The sequence below is a fragment of the Caldivirga sp. UBA161 genome (assembly GCF_002506515.1).
Taxonomy (GTDB): domain Archaea; phylum Thermoproteota; class Thermoprotei; order Thermoproteales; family Thermocladiaceae; genus Caldivirga.
This window is the reverse complement of the sequence record NZ_DAXS01000041.1, coordinates 35,256-36,473: the sequence shown is the minus strand read 5'-3', so window position 1 is coordinate 36,473 and position 1,218 is coordinate 35,256. Positions and strand designations below refer to the sequence as shown.

The 1,218-nt window shown below is 43.5% G+C and carries 2 pseudogenes; both read left to right on the top strand.

Annotation, left to right across the window (positions count from 1 at the left end):
• Positions 1-346 (top strand): annotated as a pseudogene (locus BP896_RS04855) (hypothetical protein); the annotation flags it as partial.
• Positions 346-1,218 (top strand): annotated as a pseudogene (locus tag BP896_RS04850) (hypothetical protein); the annotation flags it as partial. The pseudogenes BP896_RS04855 and BP896_RS04850, both read left to right, overlap by 1 nt.

Genomic DNA, 1,218 nt, shown 5'->3' with positions numbered 1-1,218 from the left:
TAATAGTTACCCAATATCATGCGCTTACCTTAATACTTTAAGTACACCAAATTACTCAGCATGCTACTGGGACCTACCTGGCACACCCATGCTCCTACTGGTTTGGATACAGAGGAATAGTCAAGGCCAAAGCAGTACAGTACCCCTAAGCCAGCTATTAGTCATCCCCCTAGGCTATAATCCAGACTTATATCTGGTGAATAGGACTATAGTATTCGGCTACCCAGTTAAGTACGCACCCACTGGTGTTTCTAGGGCTTTAGTCTACATTGGCGATGCATCCTATGTAATTAAGCTTTACTTATATTATAGGGGTAATGCCTTCAGTGGATTAGGGGTGGGTTAATGAGGGGCCAAGCTGTATTACTCATTGCCTTGGTGATAGTCTTAGCAGCCCTAGCCTTAGCCGTAGTATTCAGAGTGTTCGCAATGGCTCCTGCATACGTTTACCAGAGGAGCATATACTACGTCTTCAAGTATAACCCACTACTAGTGACTCAGGGCTTAACATTAAGCATGAGTACTGCGGTTGATTCATTTGCAATAAACTTCAGCAAATATATGATTAATTATGGTATAACAATGTACCTCCACGTACTGGCTGGCTGGACGCCATTACCAACCTCACTATTAAGCATGCTTCAGCAGGAATTCAACCTAGTAATCAACACAGCCTACGCCCCCACAGGCCTAGCAGTACCAGTTAATCAACCTGAATTCAACATATCCATGTTCACTGACTTCTACGGTGCCTTAAACCTACCCAACCTACGCATGATCTACAGTGGGGGTAATGGGGCAGGCATTTATGTTCACATTAACCAAACCTTCAACATGCCTACCCTAGGCATCTATAACCTAACCCTAAGCAATACCCTAAACTTCACAGCCACATTAGTTAAGCCAAGCTCATTAACATGCAGTGTTAAGCCAATGCTCACTCAATATGTGGCAACATACTACTGCACCTACAACTTCACCTCAAGTTACTCATGCATTGGCCCAGGAGTTAATAAGACCGGTTCCACTAACTCAATGTGGGCATACTTAACCAGTGGTTCAGAGGTGTATGGTGCGGTGTTACTTTACCCAGTGGATGAATTGGATGCATCAGGGGGGTTTAGGGTTAGTGCATTATTTAGGGTGATTAATCCAAGCAACTTAAATATTGCCTTAAGCATCCTAGACCCGTATCCACTAAGTAATATATTTCCACCA